This window comes from Bacillus sp. FSL K6-3176 (genome assembly GCF_038003325.1).
GTDB lineage: Bacteria > Bacillota > Bacilli > Bacillales > Bacillaceae > Bacillus > Bacillus altitudinis.
Genome location: NZ_JBBOOX010000001.1, coordinates 3,682,001 through 3,700,594 on the forward strand (window position 1 = coordinate 3,682,001; position 18,594 = coordinate 3,700,594).

At 38.7% G+C, this 18,594-nt stretch carries 17 protein-coding genes and 2 pseudogenes; 4 read left to right on the forward strand and 15 right to left on the reverse strand.

All coding sequences use genetic code 11. From position 1 onward, the window contains the following. Positions 1-4 precede the first annotated feature (4 nt). Positions 5-1,902 (reverse strand): annotated as a pseudogene (locus MHB38_RS19085) (beta-glucoside-specific PTS transporter subunit IIABC). 155 nt (positions 1,903-2,057) lie between these two features. On the opposite strand from MHB38_RS19085, the gene MHB38_RS19090 reads away from it, so the two are divergent. Further along, positions 2,058-2,768, forward strand: a complete 711-nt coding sequence (locus MHB38_RS19090) for a GntR family transcriptional regulator (RefSeq protein ID WP_046527583.1) — start codon at positions 2,058-2,060, stop codon at positions 2,766-2,768. A gap of 39 nt (positions 2,769-2,807) precedes the next feature. On the opposite strand, the gene MHB38_RS19095 is transcribed toward MHB38_RS19090, so the two are convergent. Next, positions 2,808-3,371: an Imm64 family immunity protein gene (locus tag MHB38_RS19095; RefSeq protein ID WP_046527582.1), complete on the reverse strand. Its 564-nt coding sequence runs from the start codon at positions 3,369-3,371 to the stop codon at positions 2,808-2,810. Between the two features lie 322 nt (positions 3,372-3,693). On the opposite strand from MHB38_RS19095, the gene MHB38_RS19100 reads away from it, so the two are divergent. Continuing rightward, complete coding sequence (locus MHB38_RS19100; protein ID WP_048002015.1) at positions 3,694-4,590, forward strand: PhzF family phenazine biosynthesis protein; 897 nt, start codon at positions 3,694-3,696, stop codon at positions 4,588-4,590. Between the two features lie 39 nt (positions 4,591-4,629). Here MHB38_RS19100 and MHB38_RS19105 read toward each other — a convergent pair whose 3' ends face one another. The 5 genes and pseudogenes from MHB38_RS19105 to MHB38_RS19125 form a co-directional block, all read right to left on the reverse strand. After that, positions 4,630-5,490, reverse strand: coding sequence for a LysR family transcriptional regulator (locus tag MHB38_RS19105; RefSeq protein ID WP_046527580.1), 861 nt, complete (start codon positions 5,488-5,490; stop codon positions 4,630-4,632). Positions 5,491-5,503: 13 nt separating this feature from the next. Further along, positions 5,504-6,010 carry a hypothetical protein gene (locus MHB38_RS19110; protein WP_048002014.1) on the reverse strand — a complete coding sequence of 169 codons (507 nt, stop codon included), beginning with the start codon at positions 6,008-6,010 and terminating at the stop codon, positions 5,504-5,506. A gap of 17 nt (positions 6,011-6,027) precedes the next feature. After that, positions 6,028-6,534, reverse strand: a complete 507-nt coding sequence (locus tag MHB38_RS19115; protein WP_202734078.1) for an LURP-one-related/scramblase family protein — start codon at positions 6,532-6,534, stop codon at positions 6,028-6,030. Between the two features lie 136 nt (positions 6,535-6,670). Beyond that, a pseudogene (locus tag MHB38_RS19120) lies at positions 6,671-6,937 on the reverse strand (darcynin family protein); the annotation flags it as partial. 71 nt (positions 6,938-7,008) lie between these two features. After that, on the reverse strand, positions 7,009-7,599 hold the full coding sequence (locus MHB38_RS19125) for a Crp/Fnr family transcriptional regulator (RefSeq protein ID WP_060781595.1): 591 nt from the start codon (positions 7,597-7,599) through the stop codon (positions 7,009-7,011). A 100-nt stretch (positions 7,600-7,699) separates the two neighbouring features. On the opposite strand from MHB38_RS19125, the gene MHB38_RS19130 reads away from it, so the two are divergent. Together MHB38_RS19130 and MHB38_RS19135 are read left to right on the forward strand one after the other, a co-directional pair. Then, positions 7,700-7,948, forward strand: coding sequence for a hypothetical protein (locus MHB38_RS19130; protein ID WP_025208306.1), 249 nt, complete (start codon positions 7,700-7,702; stop codon positions 7,946-7,948). 14 nt (positions 7,949-7,962) lie between these two features. After that, on the forward strand, positions 7,963-8,205 hold the full coding sequence (locus MHB38_RS19135; protein ID WP_008347452.1) for a hypothetical protein: 243 nt from the start codon (positions 7,963-7,965) through the stop codon (positions 8,203-8,205). A gap of 69 nt (positions 8,206-8,274) precedes the next feature. On the opposite strand, the gene MHB38_RS19140 is transcribed toward MHB38_RS19135, so the two are convergent. The 8 genes from MHB38_RS19140 to MHB38_RS19175 all read right to left on the reverse strand — a co-directional run bounded on the left by MHB38_RS19140 (position 8,275) and on the right by MHB38_RS19175 (position 18,580). Continuing rightward, positions 8,275-9,123, reverse strand: coding sequence for an MBL fold metallo-hydrolase (locus MHB38_RS19140; protein WP_341004238.1), 849 nt, complete (start codon positions 9,121-9,123; stop codon positions 8,275-8,277). 55 nt (positions 9,124-9,178) lie between these two features. Next, the gene (locus tag MHB38_RS19145) at positions 9,179-11,008 is read right to left on the reverse strand and encodes a hypothetical protein (RefSeq protein WP_202734076.1); all 1,830 of its coding nucleotides are present in this window, start codon (positions 11,006-11,008) and stop codon (positions 9,179-9,181) included. A 794-nt stretch (positions 11,009-11,802) separates the two neighbouring features. After that, entirely contained in the window at positions 11,803-14,325 is a 2,523-nt protein-coding gene (locus MHB38_RS19150) for a toll/interleukin-1 receptor domain-containing protein (RefSeq protein WP_202734075.1), read from the reverse strand. Between the two features lie 249 nt (positions 14,326-14,574). Then, positions 14,575-15,054, reverse strand: coding sequence for a 23S rRNA (pseudouridine(1915)-N(3))-methyltransferase RlmH (rlmH, locus tag MHB38_RS19155; protein ID WP_017359968.1), 480 nt, complete (start codon positions 15,052-15,054; stop codon positions 14,575-14,577). An 80-nt stretch (positions 15,055-15,134) separates the two neighbouring features. Further along, positions 15,135-15,305 carry a CxxH/CxxC protein gene (locus MHB38_RS19160; RefSeq protein WP_008360116.1) on the reverse strand — a complete coding sequence of 57 codons (171 nt, stop codon included), beginning with the start codon at positions 15,303-15,305 and terminating at the stop codon, positions 15,135-15,137. Positions 15,306-15,469: 164 nt separating this feature from the next. After that, on the reverse strand, positions 15,470-16,297 hold the full coding sequence (locus tag MHB38_RS19165; RefSeq protein ID WP_341004241.1) for an energy-coupling factor transporter transmembrane component T family protein: 828 nt from the start codon (positions 16,295-16,297) through the stop codon (positions 15,470-15,472). Continuing rightward, complete coding sequence (locus tag MHB38_RS19170) at positions 16,288-18,003, reverse strand: ABC transporter ATP-binding protein (RefSeq protein WP_156061154.1); 1,716 nt, start codon at positions 18,001-18,003, stop codon at positions 16,288-16,290. The genes MHB38_RS19165 and MHB38_RS19170 overlap by 10 nt, the downstream gene beginning before the upstream one ends. A 19-nt stretch (positions 18,004-18,022) precedes the next feature. After that, entirely contained in the window at positions 18,023-18,580 is a 558-nt protein-coding gene (locus tag MHB38_RS19175) for an ECF-type riboflavin transporter substrate-binding protein (RefSeq protein WP_041508071.1), read from the reverse strand. Positions 18,581-18,594: the final 14 nt, after the last annotated feature.

Below are 18,594 nucleotides of genomic sequence, written 5' to 3' on the forward strand. Positions count from 1 at the left end.
CCTCCTATTTCACAATTGTCATCATGACGTCAGTTGGCTGACATGTCGAACGTTTCTCTACAATCACATCTTCGTATGCTTGGGTATTGGTAATGATAACAGGTGTGATTGTTTGTAATCCTTTGCTTTCAATTGCTTCCTGATCAAATGTCATCAACAAGTCACCCTTTTTCACCTTGTCGCCTTCTCTGATATTGAGTGTAAATGCCGATCCATCTAGAGAAACCGTATCAATTCCTACATGAACAAGTAACTCTACACCAAATTTAGAACGCAAACCAATCGCATGTTTTGTTGGTGCAAGCATGACGACACTGCCATCAAACGGTGCAAACAGTTGTTATCGGTCGGATGAACGGCAAAGCCTTTCCCCATCGCCCCAGAGCTAAATACGGGATCTGGCACTTCAGATAACGAAAGCACCTTTCCTGTAAATGGAGCCGTGATCATATCTTCATTGTTCATAGAAGCTTGTGTCGTTTCTCCGTCTTGATCTTTAACAGGTGTTTCACCAGCTGACTGTTCTACCGTATCTTCTCCATATCCGAACATTTGAATAAGCACAACTGGTAAAATCAGCGCAATGGCCACACCAATCAAAATACCAATGATAGACGTTGGATAATCTGCATTGATTCCGTTCACAATGGTCAGCGGGCCAGGCAGCCCTGCATATGCAAAGTAATAGGGCGTAAAGAAGCTGGCCACAATGGCACCGACCGCTCCAGAAATACACCCAAAAATAAACGGCTTTTTAAAACGTAAGGTGACACCGTAAATCGCAGGCTCCGTAATACCGAAGAGTCCTGTGATTCCAGCTGAAACCCCAACTTTCCGTGTTTCCCGATTTCTTGCTTTTAAAATAACTCCCAGCACCGCACCGACTTGAGCGATAACAGCGATGGTTTGATATGCCTGAAAGGAGTCACGTCCATATTGTTCAAAGTTCGCAAGTACCATTGGCGTGATTCCCCAGTGAACACCGAAAATCACGAGTACTTGCCAGAAACCACCGATAATGGCACCTGCCAGAGCTGGTACATTTTCAGCTAAGACATTGTATCCGTTTGCAATCCCATTTGCACCTGCTGTCGAAAGAGGACCGATTAATAGAATGGTTAACGGAACCATGACGACCATACAGAGAAAAGGAACAAATAGTGGTTTGACAACCTCATGAATTCGTTTGTTTAAGAATTTTTCTACATAAGAAAGAATCCATACTAAGAAAAGCGGTGGCAAGACGGATGATGTATAAACCGTTTCAGATAATGCAATCCCTAAAAAGGTCACACCTTCCCCTGATGCTACACGTCCGGCAATCTCTGTCCAAGAAGGACTGACAAGCGCTGCTGTACAAGCAACCGCGATATACATATTTGTTTTGAAATGCTTGGCTGCAGTGATCGCAATAAAGATGGGCAAGAACGTAAACGGTGCCCAAGAAATAAAGCTAAACACTTCATAAGTGCCTGTTTTCGAGAAGCTTGGAAATATCAAATTTATTAAGATAAGTGCACCTTGCAAAATACCAGCTGCGGCTAAAATATACACAAATGGCGCAAACACAGCGGACATGGTCGCAATGACCCGATTCAGTATCGTTCCTTTGTTTTCATTCGGCTGATCATCATCCGACGTTTGGAGCTGAACAAGGTTGGAAAAATGCTCATATACCTCACCTACATGCTGACCGATCACAACCTGAAACTGACCACCGTTTTCCACCACTGTAATGACGCCAGGCATGGCGTTGATTGCTTCTTTTGCCTTTGGATTAGAGCGCTTCAGCACCAAACGCAGCCTCGTGGCGCATCTTGCGGCACTCACCACATTTTCCTCTCCGCCAACTGCTTCTAAGATGTCTTCTGCAAGCTTTTGATAATCCCTCACTTTTGACATATAAACCCCCCCTTTATCACCACTAGTATATGTACATTATAATTATACCGGTACAATTTATCAATGCCTATATAATTTAAGTTTGCATATCAAAGAGAAATCGGGATGTGCTATAATACAAAGACAATAAATCGTGAAAACAAAGAGGAATGGCTATGTTAAAGTATCAACAAATTGCGAGCGATATTGAAAAATATATTGTCACACATGAGCTACAGCAAGGAGACAAACTTCCTGTGCTTGAGACTCTTATGAATCAATTTGCTGTGAGCAAAAGTACAATTATCAAATCATTAGATTTACTCGAAAGAAAAGGGATTGTCTATCAGGTGAGGGGCAGCGGCATCTTTGTGAGAAGGCACAGGCGCAAAGGCTATATCAGCCTTTTATCCAACCAAGGATTTAAAAAAGATTTAGAGGAATTTCAACTGACATCAGAAGTTCTCACGTTAGATACCGTCAAACCGCCAGAAGAAGCTGCGCTGAATTTAAACATTGAACCAGATGAGGATGTTTTCTACCTTAAACGCATTCGTTACATCAATGGACAAACTTTATGTTTAGAAGAGTCCTATTACCGGAAAACCATTATTCCTTACCTCAACACAGAAATTGCAGCCGATTCTGTTTTTAAATTTATCAGCGAAGGCCTTGGGCTCAAAGTTGGCTTCTCGGATATGTACTTACAAGTAGGCAAACTGAATGAAACCGAAGCGAAGCACCTCGGACTTAAGCAAAATGATCCTGCTCTTCGCGTCGAAACCGTCTTTCATCTCACAAACGGCCAGCCCTTCGACTTCTCGAAAATCACATATAACTACATGCAATCCCAATTTTTTATTCAGGCGAATAATTATTATGGGTGATGGATGGAAAAAGCCTCCTGAGACATTCAGGAGGCTTTTTTACTGTTCTCTTTTAACCTTTAAATATTTCTTCCCTCTCTCTTGAGTAGTTAGCCCGTCAATGAGAGTATCACCATAAAAAATGACTAAATAATCCTCTTTACCTATAAGAACAACTGGAAAAGCATGGTGTTCTTGCAGACTCTTTTCAACATCATCTGGATGAATCTCGACTTCCATTTCATGTCCAATGAATGAATACTCGAACGTAAGAGTATGATAAAGTTCTACAAGACACTGTACGATCTCCTGTTGAATACGAACGACATCATGTGAAACAACCTCTGTCCACTTTAAATATAGAACGAATCCCACAAAACCAGCTTCTTTTTGTATATTCATGGTCGTATGCTTTAGACATGTTCCCGCCAATTCAAATTCTGTATAAAAACCTTCCAAGTAATTGTTTTTGATTTTATTCTCTTTTACATCATGTTCGATCCATGCTTCGCCATTAGCATCCTGACTAAACTTTATCTTCGTTATCAATATTCCTTTTTTTGTTAAAAAGTCAGTCAGTTTGCGAAAAGTGATTGTTAAATGAATGTCATCATAGAATACCAATCCAATATTGATATATCCTCCTAAAGCTATGCTGACCCCCTCGCTTTCTTTTTGTTTTGTTCAAGCATACTACAAAAAAGCAGATTCTCTTTGAACCTGCCTTTTGATCCGATATTATTTTCTTTCAGCCTTAAACGACTTTACCGTCTTACTACTCTCCGACATTCCTTTTCCTGTAACGGTAAGACCTTTCCGCCCTTAGCGCCTAGTTGTTTGATATTACATGAACAATTCCAATTCATCACATTCAAAAGATTCATTTTACGAATGCATCATACAAATTTATGATGAACATAACAACATGTTTAGGAGGATTCGTCAGATGAAAGATATTAGAGTGTATCATGTCGATGCGTTTACAACTGAGAAATTTGGAGGTAATGCCGCTGGGGTGGTGTTGGATGGGGAATGGTTAACGGAGGATGAGATGCAGAATATCGCCAAGGAGTTGAACTTACCCGAGTCCGTTTTCTTACTACCGGCACATGATGAGAAAGCCGATTATCGAGTGAAGTATTTCACTCCAACGGAAGAGGTCAATTTCTGCGGGCATGCGACGGTTGGGTTGACTTGGCTTTTAGCGACGGAGCTAGGGATGGCTAAAGAAAAATCAGGGGTTGTGTTAGAAACAAAGATCGGCCATGTTCCCGTTATATGGCACGAGGAAAATGGCAAAGTTGTGGATGTGGAGATGACACAGGTCACGCCAAAGACGCGAGATTTTATCATCGATGTAGAAGAGCTTAGTGACATGCTCGGTATAAGCAGTGACAGGATTGATCCATCCTATCCTATAAAATTAGCAAACACCGGAAACTGGCATCTCCTGGTTCCGTTGAAACACCAGAATGACATTGATCAAGCGGCACCAAACTTAGCAGCTTTAGGAAAAATGAATAAAGAGCAGGATATCACAACGACTCATCTTTATACGTTTCAATCCACAAAGGACTTTGATCTTTATACAAGGGATTTTGCACCTGGCATTGGTATACCCGAAGATCCTGTAACGGGAGCAGCCAACGGGGCATTGGCCGGATTTCTGTATTTGGAAGGGATCATTCCTCAGCAAGAAACCACTCATCTACGCATTGCTCAAGGTGATGCCATCGGCAGACCAGGATTGCTTCGTATCACGGTCATTCCGAATGAAGCAAAGCCGGTCATTAAAGTAGCAGGAGCAGCGGTTATTACCATTCGTGGGGTGATCACGCTATAAATTGATCAGCTTGAATAGAGACTCTCGTTCAAGCTGAATCTATTTAAAATGATCTTTGACCACTTCAATCCATCTTTTAGTAGAGGGAGAGGCTGCGTTAAAAGATTTAAACGCCATATTGATTTCGCGATAAACACTGGTCTCAAGTGGAATTACGTTCGCATGAGGCACCTGAGGCGGCAAAATCAACTTCGGAATGATCGTGAGCCCAAGGCCTTCCTGAACCATAGAGATGAGCGTATTGTTGTCCCCAATCTCAAATAAAACATGGGGTTTTACGCCTCTTTCTTTTAATATTTTCTTAATGAGTTGATCACAGCCCGCTTTTGGCATAATAAATGGTTCATCTTGGAACGAAGCGACTTCCATCACCTTCTTTGTATGGAAACGATGACTCTCTTGCATGAGCACTACCAATTCATCTTGAAACAATGGAACAGTTTCCAAATCTCTAGATGGCTGTGTTAAAAACCCAAGATCAACTGTGCCAGACGCGATCCACTCTTCAATCTCTTCATAGCCGCCTTCGTATAACTCCAATTGGATATTGGGATAACTTTTCGTAAATCGATGTATCAGCTGCGGAAGCATTTTTGAAGAAAAACTAGAAAACGTGCCGATCTTAATACTCCCCACTTCCATCCCTTGAATCAACGCCGCCTCCTGCTCAAGCAATGACGCATGATGAATGATTTGGCGAATATGCGGCATCACCCGCTCACCTGCATCTGTCAGCGACAGCCCGTTTCGATTCCGATGAAGCAGCACAATCCCAAGCTCTGACTCAAGCTTCGCCATATTATGACTCACCCCAGACTGCGTCAGCCCAAGCTTCTCTCCAGCTTTTGTAAAGCTGCCGCATTCAACAACTGTTTGAAATACTTTGTATGGGAATGTCATTCGTTTGCTCACCTCACTTTAGATCTTGGCAAAACCTACTGTTAGACATGTCTGTGATTTTTCGATTTAATTGTTGTTCGACCAATTGAAAACATGCCTGCTGAATCCATAAACGTTTAAATGTATAGAGTTGTTCTTTTTCATCGCCATGCATCTCTTCATCTTTTTCTAACTGAAAATCTGTCAATTCGATTTTGTCATGAACATGCATGTGAATAAAAACATGCGCATTGTGAAAATCATGCATATGCTCTACTAAAGCTGAGATATTGGTGATAAAGTCATCAAATATATCTTCTTCTAGCGTTTTCTTGAGATCTAGATGGCTGTGCACATCCATTGATATGTAATTATCTCTTTCATCCAGTTCTTCTTGAGTGGCCAGAGGATTATCATGAATCGTTGCTTTTCTATTTAAATCTTTAATCGAGAAATAGACGATGATGTCTTTATTATCGAGAAATTCATACTCCCATATCTCTGCATCTCTTAATCTTAAAATGCGGGTGAGGTTGTCCAACTTTTTAAACCCTCCAATTAATTATTCATCGTCGTCGATGAAGACCTCGACGCCGCTTCATCCGCCTTCACACAATCAATCGCAACAACCAATGCAATCATCACAGGCTCCATCTCTTCTTTCAAAATATCCACCTTATAGCTATCCCCCCAAGTAAACCATTCCTTCTTCACTTGACCGATCACTTCGCCGCTTTGCAGCACTTGGAAATTCATATCCCACCAGTTCCCTTGTACTTCGATTCCAGCAGCATCAATTGAATATTTGGCTTTGAAGAACGTAAACTCTTTTTTGATCGTCAATACCTCTTGCCCTCCGACTTCTACTAAAAACTTTGGTAAAAAGCTAAACATTTTCTTTGTAATCACAGCGATTTCTTCTCGTTCTGTATTCAAAATGGTGAACGTCTTTGGCACCTTCATAAAGCTGCCTTCGACCTCATATACATCATTCTCCTGTTGGTCCTTTACCGTAAATCTGCCGCTCAGACTAAATACCTTTTGCTTCATATACAGCTGCTTCATAAGTACCTCCGATTCAGTTCAAAAATTTATCCGTTTTTACCTTACCCCTGATTATACCAAAAAATAGAATGTGCAAAAAACCACCTGATAGCAGGTGGTTTTCGATTACTAATCCATTTTCAAAGATTCTTTTTCATTTGACATAACCACTTGTGTAAGGAATAGAATCTCTAATCTCTTCCCACATAAAATGATAGAACTTCAGGTCATCCGTTTCACACATCACAAAATCTGTGTAATCCTTACCTGGAAGAGCTTCAGCATCAAAAAAGCGCACCGTCACATGTTCCTCATATTTCTGCATCAATTCTTGCAGCGAAGCCGCATGGGTTCTGCGCTCCTCTCGTGGTAAAGCAAGCCAAGATGGATAGAACTCTAATAAAACAACCATCATATATTTCATGATCCAGCCCCTCGATTCTTCTATGATGTGATGATTGTACGCCAGATCTAGAGAATGTGCATTAACATAGGTTAATGTTCATCAGTATGCAGCAGCCTGCTCAGCGAAACCGGAGAAATACCGGTATATGAGGCAATATGATATTGAGCGATACGCTGATGTAACCCGGGATATTTCAATAAAAACGCCTGATATCGCTCAATGGCTGGCAAATAGAGCAGTTCCCTCTCACGCTCTTCCTTTCTCGTATACAGCCTTTCTACACTCACCCGAACAAACCGCTCCCACATATGACTTCTGTCCATCAACATTTGAAGCAGATCATACGGAATTTCAATCACGATAGAATCCTCCATCGCTTCAATCGAATAAGGAGAAGGCTGCCCGTTGATCATACTTGCATAAGAAGTAGCAAAATCATCTTCCAACGTAAAAGCCACATTATACTCCCTTCCATCCGGTAACAAATAGAACAGACGGAAGAGCCCCGTTATGCAGAAATAAGCATGCTTCACTGGATCGCCAGCCTTGATCATGCATGTACCTGCTTTTAATTGTTTAATCGTTGTTCCATCTTTGAAAGCTTGCCAATGATTTTGTTCAATTGGATATTTCGATATTTTGGTTTTGAACGTGTCGTATAGGTCAGTTATGTTGTCCATCTGTAAGTAACCTCTCTATTAATAGAAGAATTGATAAAAAATGGTGTCAGAAAACACTCAGGTTATAATGGAAATATAAGCGAAGATGAGGGGAGAAACAATGAAAAACATCACTTTTTTTGACTGGACCATCTATTTACAAGCAGACTTAACAGCGATTACCGATCATCATGAAAAGAAAATGGTTATTTTAGAGCCATCCATTGAACTAAATAGCATCATCTGGATAGACGACAACAACGAGCTACAAATCAAACCTACTTGGGATTGTGTCATTTCAATTGATCCAACCAATAAATCACTGACAATCCGGCAAACAAAAGAAGTATTCGGAGATGTGTACGAATGAAAATAGGAGGAACTATGAAGAAAACCGCTTTTTATGATTGGACGATTCACTATCCTGAACATTTAACAGCAGTCAAAGATGATACAGAAAAGAAAATGGTCTTTCTAGAACAGACTGTTGAATTTAAAGGAATTATTCGTATTGATGAGAATGATGAACTGCAAATAAAGCCCACTTGGGATTGTGTCATTATTATTAATGCAAAACAGATGTCTGTCACAGTTCGTGATGCAGAAGACTTTGTAGGTTTACCATAGAAATAAAAAAGTCTCGTTTGAGGAAAATCACTCAAATGAGACTTTTTCTGTTTTAGTCACCATAATTATTTAATAACCATTTACAAAATAAGCGATTGTCTCTAACTCATCTTCTTTTAGCTCTCTGTTCACATGTGTTTGATATTCACTCTTGATTCTCTCCTGATCTCCACCATAAAGATCCGTGTATTTCGCCATCATTCGAAGCTTATCTGTTTCCTGACGAAACTCCTCTTTTGTCCATGGTCTTTGGTGTGAAGGAATATACGTTTCAGCATCAAATGCATCTAACTCATCTAAAAGACGCAAGATTTCTTTTACCGTATAATGTACTTTTTCAGCATACATTTTCGGATAAATGCAATCAGCAAGAAACAGGATTTTTTCCTCTTTCACATACACGATCACTGAATCTGCGGCATGATCACCCCCAACATGCTGCACAACACAAGTCACCCCGCCAAGATCAATCTCCATCCGACGATCAAACGTGACATCCGGTAAAACCACCTGAATCTCTCGATGATTCTTATATTCTTCTTTTATCGCCTTCGCGCAAAACTCAATCTCCGTTCCTTCCCTCACCCGCTCATCAATCGCCTCATCTGACCAAGAAAACGGAAGAAGCTTCTCCATTTCTTTTCTGGTTTTTGCAGAAGCAACTGAAACCGCATGAGGCAACGCCGGTAGACCAAAAATATGATCCCAATGCCAATGCGTGAGGACCACCATATCGGGCGTGGCATTCTCGTGTTTTAAAGTTTTTTGGATAAAATAGTTCGCATGATCTTCCGAGTTGCCGGCATCGATCATTAATGTTTTGTTATTGCCTACGACCATGCCTAGGATGGGGCGGTCGGTGAGTGATACTGGTGTGATGTAGGAGAAGGTTTTGCCTATTTTTTTGATTGTGTGCATGGTGTGCCTGCTTTCTAATAGATTTTATTCTCGTGGTGCGAAGGTAAACCGAATCCTATTTCTTTAATAAGTATTTGGCTAACTTTCGATCTTCTTTATCCTTTGTCTTCACAGCAATATGTTCAATCAATTCTCTTGTGGCCGCTTGCTGAGAATACGAAGGAGACCATTCTTTTAATACACTTAAAGCATGATACTGTAAATTTCCATCATCTGATCTAAGTGCAGCTTGAATCAATGGCAATCCTACACCGTCGTGTGCATATAAATCTTGCACAATATATTGTAGACAAGCCACTTCATCATCTGAGAGGTTAGATAACGATAAATGTGTTTCTGAAAATTTACAAAGCTCTCTAATATGCTGGTGATGATTTGTGTCCATCACAGCAAAGTATATTTCACTATTTGCCGGATCTTTCTCAAGTAAAGCAAATAGATGCTCAATCACATCTAAACGATAAAAGAGAGCGATTTCAAGTGCTTGGGAGCTAAAACCCTGTTGTAACGAATCGATTGCAAGCTTTGGCCATCTACTGTCATTGATAAACGGTTGAACAGCTTCCTGGATAGCCTTATAATCGTCCTGTTTCCATGAAGCATTCAATCGGTCGTCCCAAATCTCTTGTTCATCATTTAAAAACTCATTTATTTTCAATATTGGATAAAAGTCCTCAATTGCTTGGCAGTGCTTATGAGCATGGTGAATAAATCGGCAGAGAACTGAGCTTGCATTTGAATACTCATCGATTCCGTAGATAGAAACCTCATCTTCTAATAATGCTTGAATGATGAGACTCGCTCCATCGTATAATTCTTTGGAAATTTCATCTTCTGATAAAGCTGTTTCCAGATCACCATTAAGAGCACAAGTATAAGCTAAGTATTCATTCATGATTGTATTTTCGCAGCCCTTTGTTAGTAACCAACGTTTTATTTCTGGCGTCGAGGCTTCCAATTGCTCAACAGCCGAAATTTTTCCCCATCCATCAACAGACTTTGCAAGACGCCAAACATGTTCGTTTCCTTGAATTGTGCCATTCTTCAATGCAAACACGACATAAGAAGTAAATTCTTCATGCATACCTATTGTGAATAAAAGCTCTTTGTATTTTTCACAGTTCGTACATCCCAGTATCATGACTGCAAATTTGACGACCTCCCGATGTGCCGCATGTTCAAGAAGCCATAACGCTTCTTGCTGTACAAGAGATTCATCCCATTGTGTTTGCTGAAATCGGTCGATTAACTCACTGTTGCGACTCGCCATATTGTTAGAAATGATTTTTTCATATGTTTTTTTTCTAGTTTCGTTTGTAGGATGATTCAGTTGTATTTCAAAAAGCTTCAATAGTTTCTTCACATAAAAAGGGGCAGGTCGTTCATCTACATAATAATCAGATAAACCGGGAGCCAATCGTGGTTCATTTTCGTCAAATAAATAATCTTCATCGGGTAAACGATCATCTACTATTTTATGATGTGTTTGAATTTGTTGTTGAATAAAGGGAACGATTTTCTCTTTATGATCCCATGATAGAAGGTCTATCTTCATTGATTCATCTAAAACCGTTTCATGATCTACCTTCACCATACAACGAAATCGTACATACCCACCAAGTTTAACGGACACTTTGTGTTTTGTACCATCTTGAAGTTCCAATATCCCTGACAATTTTGAATAAGGGATCATATGAGTCAATAAACTTTTTCGTTGTTTTTTATCAACTGTCACACCATCAATGATTAGTTGCTCTTCTTTTATTTGGTTTGTAATTTCTATAGAATGCCCTTTATATTCAATTTTCCATGTTTTATTTATTTCTTTTTCTACGTCTTTTATTACGTTACGTATTTCATGTTTAAAGTCAGCTTTAAAACTCATGGAAGTCTCCTTTAAGTAATTGTAGATTGAATATGTGATGTTTCTAATACATGCTGTAGTTGTTTTTTGAACTAAAGTTTTCATATATAAAAAATTAAGCTGTTCTACCATTCCATTAATAATTTCTTCTTCAGCTAAACCCTCATATATTTATCTTCTCTTTCAATATTGTCTTTTGAATTCAAATTCTCAATACTAATTAATCAAAAATCTTTTTGAACTTTAATATTGAATTTTACTTTTGCCTCTGAAAATGGGACGAAAATAGTAAATGCTAGTGCTACAATCATTAAAATAGTTTTTCTTAATCCCCCATAAAACAAATTATAGATATCATTCATCAGCGATATATATATTTCGTATTAAAATAAGTTTAATATATATATCTATGGATGTGCTGAAGAATAAAACTATAGTTAAAAATAAAAAAGATAGCTTGTAGCAATAAAATGCTATAAACTATCCATTTATTTCATAATAAAATTTATTCATGCATTTCATTTATTTTAATCAATAACTTATCATGCTTTGTCTCATCTTCACTTTCATCTGACTTTTTCACTTAAAATTTCAGTGCGTTTCTCCCCTTAATTTATCTAACTGAGATATTAAGTAAATTTTATTCACAACCTCTCACATTATCTTTTGAATTTTAAAATTTTAGTTCATTCACCATCTTACTCTTTTACTAAACTAAAAATCCCGAATATCATACAAGACTTTTAATCATTATAGATAATTAATTTTTTTAAAAATATCATATTTTATTTTAAACCCACATTGATTTTATTAGTTTAAATTCTAACAAAATTTCTAATACCAGTTTCGTTATCTATTAATTCAGCTATACCTTGTAATTTTAACCTCTGTAATTCCTCTGTAAGTTCATTCTTTTCTTTAAGTGATACTTTTTTATCTAATAACTTCAATTCAATAACTTTGAATTTTAAAACTTTACTATAATCCGAGTTATTGTTATTCATTTGCTTTAAATAAATCTCTGCTTCTTCCCAATTAGAAGTCTCAATAGCTAATTTACTTCTTAATTCAAGATAGAAGTCTGTTTTTATTTGAGATTTAAATCTCGCTTTGATCTCATCTAATACCCCTTGAGCTTCAGTGTATCTTTCTATCATAATTAAAACATGAGCTTTATTTAAAAACGCTTCAGGTAAGGGTGGTTGACGTTTACAAGCCTCTTCTGCAAATTGAATAGCTTGTTTATAATCCCCTTGCTTCGAATATAATAAGGCTTTTCGATGACTTACATTTTCTGGTCTATCTACTAATTCCAAGGCAGAAATATGCTCTACAGCTATTTCAAAATCATGATTTTCAATAGAAATTTTTGCTGCCAAGTCTAATACAAAAGGATTTGGTGGCGTATTTCTTTTCAAAACATTATTTATGTGCTTTTTAGCATTTTCATAGTCACCCATCCAATAATAACATTCTGCAATTTCTCTATAAACTGCTAAGCTTTCATCACCAGAAGCCAGAGCTAAATTATAACTCTTAATTGCTTCTGAATACTTCTTTTGCTTTAAATCCCTGAAGCCTTTTAGAGCATTGTAGCCACGATAGTTACTATCTTTTAGTTCACTTAATACTTCATTAGAATTTTCATTTTCCCTTACCAATGATTTGAATAAAATAACTCTGGCCTCATTCGAATTAGAATCTAGGTTAAGAACTTTTCGACATAAGTCAATGGCTACAAGCCACTCTCTATTTCCATATGCACTTTTTGCTGCTTTTAAAATTGTAGAAGGTAATATGATACCCTTGAAGTCTTCTAAGTCTCCTACATTTTCTGATCTTAATAAACAGAAAATCAATAGCTCCAATATAGCGTTTTCAGGTAAGTTATTTTCATCCCAATAAACTTCTTTTAATTTAATTGCAATATCTTTAAAGGACTCTTTGTCCAAAGTACCCCATGTCCTTCTCACAGCCTCTTTTAATGGGGCAGATAAAATATACTTATTATTTTGCTTATCAAAAACAATAATACTTTGATCTATTAAGCTCTTGATATAATCTAAAAACTTACTATCATTGTTTAAAATGTTCAAAATCTTTAAATTCAGCGGAGGCAAAGCTTCACATATCCTCAAAATTTTTATTTTAACTTCATTCTCTTCTACCATCTTCTTTAAATATTGTGTAAAAGAATGTACTTTAAAATCAGTTAATAGTGTTTTATCTGCTAATGCAATATCCATACCATATTTATCAATAGTATTTCTTACAAATTGAGCTGCTGGTGGATACCCATCTAAAAATTTTGTGAATTCTAGCACATCATCGCGTTTGTAGTCTATTTGCATATTTCTTAAATATGTACTTAATAGAGAATTCATTCCATCAAAACTTAAAGGGCCTATATATGTGACAAAGAAAAACTGTTCTTCATTAATATACGATGGATTTCGAGTCTGCAAAATAACTAAAAATAAATTCTTTACAGTATCAATCTTTTCCATCAAAACTTTATATTCTTCACGATATTGACCATATTCATTTAATAAACCACCATTATCTAAAATACAGGGTGCTATCTTATATTCACTATATTCCATCAATAAACGAACTATCTCATCCGTCTGCTGATCTAAGTTAACTTTTTCAAAAGCTTCAATATGATCTGCTAAATCTGTTTGAGTTAACACATCACTCACATCATCTAAAACCTTAACATATAGGTTAACTAGAGACTCTGTTGAGTCAATTTCAAAAATAGGGCCTAATCTTAGATTATAAATATTCTCAAGTATGTCTTTAGCAAATGTTCTTCTACCTATTCCTTGCAAGCCATAGAAGACTAATACTTGTGGTGATTTTTTCGATTTTCTAAATAAATGCTCAGAAAATTTATCACGTTCTGTACCTCTACCGACATATACATCTTGATAAGAAGAATTAATTTGTATTAATTTTTCTTCAATCAATCGAGCCGTGACACTAGCATTAGATGCTTGGAGAATCAATGCTTTTTGACACCACTTAGGTAAATCAGAGTGTTTAACATCTTTACCTACAAGAAAAATAAGCATTTTTTTTATTTGTCCTTCTATTAGCATAGTTTCTGCTTCATCTAATTCATATTTTACCCATGGTGCACTTAAAGATTCCTTGCTAGCAAATAATACAAATAAAGAAGATTGTTTTAAGCCTTTTTGAATTGATTCTCTAAAGTCTTCTCCTTCATAGAATACATATTTATCAAAAATAACCTTTGATCTTTCTAATTTACTTGCAACTCTTTCAACAAATTCTTTATCTGCTCCGTTATGAGATAAAAATGCTTTATCCATTCTTTTCCCCCTCATCCCTTTGTAAAATTAGAACGGTTCCCAAAAACACTAATAAGTAAGATAACCTATTGATTATTTGTAAACAGTTTCCTCACAATGATATATTAATTAAAGTTATTGAATTAATCAAAGCCTATATTATTGCTTTCTAATTTAGATTTTTGACAAACAGATCTGGTATTGGAAACCATAAAAATTACCCTTTATCACAATTTTTTGATAAGAAAGAGGCCTATTAAAAAACCTCACTCACTTATGATAAGGCTCCCCCCGCACAATCCGAAACGCCCGATAAATCTGCTCCACCAAAACCAACCTCATCAACTGATGCGGAAACGTCATCCTCGAAAACGATAACTTCTCATTCGCCCGCTGCATCACAGCATCACTTAATCCAAGGGATCCGCCTATGACAAAACACACCTTACTTTTTCCGTATGTTGCCAGCTTATCTATTGTATCGGCTAATTCTTCGGAAGTTTTCATTTTTCCTTCGATGGCGAGGGCGATGACGTGGGCGTCTGGGTTGATTTTGCTTAGGATGCGTTCGCCTTCTTTGTCTTTGATGATTTTCATGTCTTGCTCGCTGAGATTCTCGGGTGCTTTTTCGTCTGCGAGCTCAATGATCTCGATTTTTGCGTATGCCTGTAATCGTTTTGTGTATTCGGCTATGCCTTGCTTTAAATATTTCTCTTTTAATTTTCCTACTGTGATAATTGATATATTCACAGGTCATCCCCACCTTAAGAACAAGTTATTCATATAAGTTATCAACAATTGTGGATAAAATTTGTGTATTTTGTGTCCGATCATTCGTTCCCCACTATATATATTGCAGGTTCATCGCACAATTCACAGGTTGTGGATAAGCTGTGTGTATGTTCGATTTTTCTGAATTCTGGCGGTGTTTCGTGATCATCTATGTACATGTCTAGTACGGTTTCTATATGTTCTGCACAAGCATAAAGTGATTTGTTCATAAGTTTCTAATTCCTCCAATATGTTGTTTGGTTATTCACAAGTGTTTCGCTCATTGTTCAATATAACCGATTTATTCACATGTTAATAGTCTTTTACCATTTTCCACACCTTTTATCCACAAACCAAATAAAAAAGCCTCCACTCCTGTGAAGGCTTCCTTCTATCAAAACGGATTGTAAAATCTCGTTCCTCTAACAAATGTAATCACTAGCGACACAATCAGTACCGCTCCAACAAAAATTAACGCCGCATAATCTGCTTTTTGAAAGTCTTTCGCCGTAAACCATGTGCGCTTTTTATGCTTTCCAAACCCGCGCAATTCCATCGCATTGCTGATCGTTTCAATCCGCTCTAGGCTGGAGAAAATCAGCGGCATGACAATCGACAGCGCATTTTTAATCCGTTTTCCCAGTTTTTCATTCTTCGATAAATCAATGCCTCTTGCTTGCTGAGAAATGGCAATCGTTCGAAAATCACGCTGAATATCTGGAATATAGCGCAGCGCAATCGCTACCGCATACGAAATCCGGTAGTTGACCCCGATTCTGCTGAGCGATGAGGCGAATTCACTTGGATTTGTTGTCACGATAAATAAAAGCGCCGCTGGCATCACGGTCACGTATTTCAGTGTAATGTTCAATTGATAGAAAAGCTGTTCAAGTGTGACATTATACCAGCCTGCAATGTGAAACAGCTCGTGCTTCGCTCCATAGATGGCGACACCTTGCTGAGGCGCAAAGACATAAATGGCGATGTTATTGATCACAAGGAATATCGCCAGGACGATCACCACGAAGGAGATATCACGAAATCGCACATTCGACAGTTGAAAGAACACGATACTGGCTACTAACATAAACACTAATACGCCTGTATCATATGTGAGCATCGCTGCGGATGACCAGAGGATAAAGCAAATGAGTTTGGTGGCACCTGTCAGCCGGTGAATCGGCGACGGGCGATCGATATAGGACAGCATGTCTACAGCCATGTCATTCGTTCCTTTCTGTCAACCTCAATGAAGCGATCCACGAGTTCATTTGGATTTGGCCAGTCTGCTTTTAGCGCCAGTTCATAGAGCGACGTTTCCTTTAAGCTCGCCTTTTGGACTAGAAGCTGATCTGTCAGCACTTTGGCTGGTGTATCATCTGCGATTTTTTCTCCATCTGAAATGACAATGGTTCTTGTTGTGTATTCGAGCATCAAATGCATATCATGGGTGATCATCAAAATCGTGACGCCCTGCTGATTTAATTGCTCTAAAAACGTCATCATCTCTGTGTAATGTCTAAAATCTTGACCGGCCGTTGGCTCATCTAAAATGATGATTTCTGGCTCTAACACAAGAATGGATGCAATGGTGACGCGTTTTTTCTGTCCAAAACTGAGTGCTGAGATCGGCCAATTTCGAAATGGATACAGCCCGCACACTTTCAGGACTCGCTCTACACGATCCTTGATGTCGTCTTCCTGTACACCTCTTAAAACGAGACCGAGTGCGACTTCATCAAAAATCATTTGTTTTGAAATCATTTGATTCGGGTTTTGCATGACGACACCGATTCGTTCGGAGCGCTGTTTGATGGTGTCTCCTGTGATATCATCGCCATTTAAAAGGATTGTCCCTTTTGTTGGCTTTTCAAATGCGCAGAGCACCTTGGATAGTGTCGTCTTGCCTGCGCCATTGGCACCGGCGATGCTGATCATTTCTCCTTTTTTGACGGTAAAAGAGATGTTGTTCAGTGTGTTAGGTCTTGTTGGATAATCAAAACTCAGCTCGCGCACTTCTAGTAAATCCGGCGCTGCATTCTGCTCGACTAACGGCTCAGATGCTTCCATCCATTGTTCGATTTTCTCTTTTGCCTCGTCATTTAAGGTGAGATGCTGTAAATTAGCGATCTGATCTCCTGCTGCAATCGGAATGCCTGCATATTTCATCGCTCTCACATATAAAGGCTCACGTAAATACGCGGCTTCTAACACATTTGAGGCGAGCAATTCATCTGGTGTCATATCCGCTGCAATCGTGCCGTCATTGACAACGATGATGCGGTCGACATGGCGGAAGAGGACGTCTTCCAATCGATGTTCCACCACCACGACCGTTTTTTTCGTTTCTTTTTGCAGACGGTCAATGAGGTCGATCACTTCTTTGCCTGTTGCGGGATCAAGGCTTGCAAGTGGCTCATCGAATAGCAAAATATCAACATCGTTGACAAGTACGCCTGCGATGGCGACACGTTGTTTTTGACCGCCTGACAGCTCATGTACGGACGATGCGAGTTTGCCGTCTACCTCTGTTAATTTTGCCGCTTTTTCGACACGTGTTTTCATTTCTTCGCGTGTGACTTGATCATTTTCAAGTGTAAATGCGATGTCTTCTCCTACGGTTAGCCCGATAAATTGTCCATCAGGGTCTTGCAGCACCGTCCCAACGAGCTGTGAGAGGGAGAAAATGTTCTCTTTCTCTGCATTTTTCCCGCCGATGTGAAGACTTCCTTCCATAGAACCTTTATAAGACGCAGGAACTAGCCCATTGATACAATGGGCTAGTGTGCTTTTTCCCGATCCAGACGGGCCTGCGATGAGGACTTTTTCTCCTTCATAGATGGTCAGGTTGATATCTTTCAATGTTGGTTCTGCCTGACTGCGATACTTGAATCCGAAATGTTCGAACTGAATCATCGGTTTCTTCATTTATGTGTTCCACCTTGCTTCATGATGTTTCTTTCGATAGACTGCCGCTTTTGCTTCTTGTTTTCGCATAAGCCGCAATGATGATGGTGCCTAGTACACCGACTGTGATGATGTTTGAGATTCCTGCTACGATGCCTTGAACGAACACTTTATTTGCAGGTTCTGCATAGATCACAATGTCGAGTACCGGCGCAATGACAAACCAGCCTAATGCTTGTGCGCCGGCTTGGACGGCGTTGAAGAGCGTGATTTTTTTCCAGCCAAAGTCGCCCTCTTCTACTTTTAAACGGTTCGAAATGAGGCCGATCAATAAACCAACAACACCCGAAACGATAATCCAGCTCCACCAAGGTCCAAATGTGGTGGCATCTTTAATGAGATGACCAATAAATCCAATCAATGCGCCTGCAACAGGACCAAATAGCACGGCCATTAACGCAAGGAACGCGTACGATGTTTCAATTTGTGTATTCGGAATCCCAGTTGGAATGGAGACGAAGCGTCCTAAAATGACAAAGACGGCTGCCCCAATCCCGATGGCAACGACAGTTTTCGTTGAAAGTTGTTTACCTGCCATGATGTTTCCTCCTC